The sequence below is a fragment of the Intestinimonas sp. HCP28S3_D6 genome, from assembly GCF_052065695.1.
In the GTDB taxonomy this organism is placed as follows: domain Bacteria; phylum Bacillota; class Clostridia; order Oscillospirales; family Oscillospiraceae; genus Intestinimonas.
In genome coordinates this window covers 1-3,339 of record NZ_JBQHTM010000101.1, presented here as the reverse complement: position 1 = coordinate 3,339, position 3,339 = coordinate 1, and the positions used below count along the sequence as shown (strand labels likewise).

At 60.8% G+C, this 3,339-nt stretch carries 2 protein-coding genes; both read right to left on the bottom strand.

Translation table 11 applies throughout. The annotated features are described in order from the left end of the window. Positions 1–58: 58 nt before the first annotated feature. On the bottom strand, positions 59–1,117 hold the full coding sequence (locus tag ACTNBK_RS16760) for a PepSY domain-containing protein (RefSeq protein ID WP_441147801.1): 1,059 nt from the start codon (positions 1,115–1,117) through the stop codon (positions 59–61). A 440-nt stretch (positions 1,118–1,557) separates the two neighbouring features. Beyond that, positions 1,558–2,952, bottom strand: a complete 1,395-nt coding sequence (gene asnS, locus ACTNBK_RS16755) for an asparagine--tRNA ligase (protein ID WP_441147799.1) — start codon at positions 2,950–2,952, stop codon at positions 1,558–1,560. Between the last annotated feature and the right edge of the window lie 387 nt (positions 2,953–3,339).

Sequence of the window (3,339 nt, the reverse complement as noted above, 5' to 3'; positions counted from 1 at the left end):
CCGTCAAATCGGCGGGACCCACCCGGTTTTTCCACAATTCCCGTTTTCCTGTGCAGTCTTAGTCCATGCTCCACTCCAACACGGTGCCGGTGGAGGCGTCAATCTCAAAGTCGTACTCGGTCCAGCCCACGCGGTACTCGCCCTCGTACACGGTCCGGCCGTCGTCCCGGTCCAGCTTGAACTCACGGAAGGTGCCAGAGGTGGAACCGGCCCGCTCCTGAACGATGGACTTGGCCTGGGTCTCGGTGATGCTGGCGCCGGTGCTGGTGTTGGTGTTGGCGGAGGGAGCGTAGTACTCGGCGTCGTAGTCATAGCTGCGGATGTCGCCGGTGACGGCGTCGATCTCGTAGTCGTACTCCTTGCCGCCGGCGTAGAACTCCACCTCGTACTCGGCCCGGCCGTCATCCCAGTCCAGGTTGGACCGGACGAAGGTCACGGCGCTGCTGGAGAGACCGGCGTGGTTCAGAGCGATCTCCTTGGCCTTGGCCTCGCCGATATAGTTGCCGGTCTGAGTGGTGCTGGTGCCGGTGCTGGCGGGGGGGGTGTAGTGCTCAGCCTCATAGTCGTAGCTGCGGATCTCACCGGTGATGGCATCGATGTCGTAGTCATACTCCTTGCCACCGGCGTAGAACTCCACCTCGTACTCGGCCCGGCCGTTGTCCCAGTCCAGCTTGGTCCAGGCAAAGGTAGCCTGGCTGCTGGAGATGCCGGCGTGGTTCAGGGCAATCTCCTTGGCCTTGGCCTCACCGATATAGTCGCCGGTCTGGGTGGTGGTAGTCGTGGTCGTGGTGGTGGTCGCGGTGCTGCTCGCCGTCCCCTTGTCGGTGATGGTAACGGTGTTGGTGCTGCCGTTCCAGCTCACGTCCATGCCCAGGGCGTTGGCCACTGCCCGGACGGGGAGGTAGGTGGTGCCGTCGATGGTGAAGGGCTCCACCACGTTGCCGGCGCTGTCCTTGGGGGTGACGGTGGTGCCGTTGACCACCAGCTTGATGTCGGAGTAGTCCACCCGCACGTTGCGGCTGCCGGTAGCGGCCAGGGTGGGCACGGCCAGGCCGGCCACTGCGGTCACCACCAGGGCGCCGGCCAGCATATCTTTCCATCTGTTCTGATTCTTCATTGTCGTTTCCTCCTTGTAACGTAAAAATGTTTTATCGACGTTTCGCGGACCCTCCGGTCCGTCGCTTCTCGTCCCTTTCTGCCTCTATAACGGGCGGGGCATTGGTTTTATCGCAGGGCGGGAAAAATTTTTTAAAAATTTTTCTGACGGATAAATGGAGAGGGCCCGCCCCAACGGGCGAGCCCTTCTCTGTTCTCTTTCTTCCTTAAAAGTCGGCGCTGCCCACCGTTCTGGGGTGGGGCAGGCCCCAGACGATCTCCCATCGTCCGGGGACCCCGTTGGACTTCACTTCCTCGGCGGGAGTGAATCCCGCCTGCGGCAAGGCCCCGTGCCAACGGCACGGGACCTTGTACGGCGCTGACGCGCCGCCCCATCTCCGATGGGGCCCCCGACGTCCTGCCCGGGGCAGGCTCAACCGGTCCGACGCGTATTTCTTCTCCTTAGAAGTCGGCGCTACCCACCGTTCTGGGATGGGGCAGGACGTCGCGGATATTGCCCACGCCGGTGAGGTACATGACCATCCGCTCGAAGCCCAGGCCGAAGCCGGCGTGCTTGCACCCGCCGTAGCGGCGCAGGTCCAGGTACCACCAGTAGTCCTTGGGGTCCATGCCCAGCTCCTTGATGCGGTTCTCCAGCACGTCCAGCCGCTCCTCACGCTGGGAGCCGCCGATGATCTCGCCGATGCCGGGCACCAGGCAGTCGGCGGCGGCCACGGTCTTGCCGTCGTCGTTGAGGCGCATGTAGAAGGCCTTGATGTCCTTGGGGTAGTCGGTAACAAAGACCGGCTTCTTATAGACCTGCTCGGTGAGGTAGCGCTCGTGCTCGGTCTGGAGGTCACTGCCCCAGTCCACCTTGTAGTCGAACTTGTCGTTGTTCTTTTTGAGGATCTCTACCGCCTCGGTGTAGCTCACCCGGCCAAAGTCGGAGGAGGCCACGTGCTCCAGCCGCTCCTTCAGGCCCTTGTCCACAAAGGAGTTGAAGAAGTTGATCTCGTCGGGGCACTTCTCCAGCACGGTGGTAATGATGAACTTGATCATGGCCTCGGCCACGTCCATGTCACCCTTCAGGTCGCAGAAGGCCATCTCGGGCTCGATCATCCAGAACTCGGCGGCATGGCGGGTGGTGTTGGACTTCTCCGCCCGGAAGGTGGGGCCGAAGGTGTACACATCGCCAAAGGCCATGGCGAAGTTCTCGGCGTTCAGCTGGCCGGACACGGTGAGGTTGGCGCTCTTGCCGAAGAAGTCCTGGGTGTAGTCCACGGTGCCGTCGGGGTTCTTGGGCACGTTCTCCAGGTCCAGAGTGGTCACCCGGAACATCTCGCCGGCGCCCTCGCAGTCGGAGGCGGTGATGATGGGGGTGTGGACGTACACGAAGCCCCGGCTCTGGAAGAAGGTGTGGATGGCGTAGGCGGCCACGCTCCGTACCCGGAAGGTGGCGGAGAGCAGGTTGGTCCGGGGCCGCAGGTGCTGGATGGTCCGCAGATACTCCACGGTGTGGCGCTTTTTCTGCAAAGGATAGTCGGGGGTGGAGGGGCCCTCCACGGCGATGGCGGCGGCCTTGATCTCCAGGGGCTGCTTGGCCTCCGGGGTCAGGACCACGGTGCCGGTGACAGACAGGGCGGCGCCCACGTTCTGCCCGGCGATCTCCTTATAGTTGGCCAGGGAGTTGGCGTCCATAACCACCTGCAGATTCTTGAAGCAGGAGCCGTCGTTGAGCTCGATGAAGCCGAAGGTCTTCATGTCGCGGATGGTGCGGGCCCAGCCGCAGACGGTGACCTCCTGATCCCCGAAGCGCTCCTGGTCGGCGAAAATCTGTGCGATCTTTGTGCGTTCCATTGGGTTGATTCCCCTCTCAGCGTCATTAGTGGTGTTACACAATACTTTATATTATAACCCCTGGGACCCAAAGCCGCAAGTGTGCAGGCCGTTTTCCGCAGTCAAAACCAAAAGAAAAGTCCGCCTCCGGTGGCCGGGGACAGAACGAGGAGCTGATAGCTGCTGATCGGTGTCATAGGTATATAAAAATTGTATGCGGTGGAAGACAAGCGATACTTGGCAATTTACTTATACGTGCGTAGATTAAGTTTTTGAGCGCACGCCTCATTCTCTTTTCTAAGGAACCTCTGAATAAAAGCCTTTATCCTGTTTCTACTCAATGTATTAGCCGCCATTTGCGCTTGGTTAAGGTGATTTCAGTGCAAAATAGCCATTATTTATCTGCTT

Bases quoted from the DNA above. Each gene is read 5' to 3' on its own strand.
- asnS (WP_441147799.1), bottom strand. From the start codon at position 2,952: ATGGAACGCACAAAGATCGCACAGATTTTCGCCGACCAGGAGCGCTTC.
- ACTNBK_RS16760 (WP_441147801.1), bottom strand. From the start codon at position 1,117: ATGAAGAATCAGAACAGATGGAAAGATATGCTGGCCGGCGCCCTGGTG.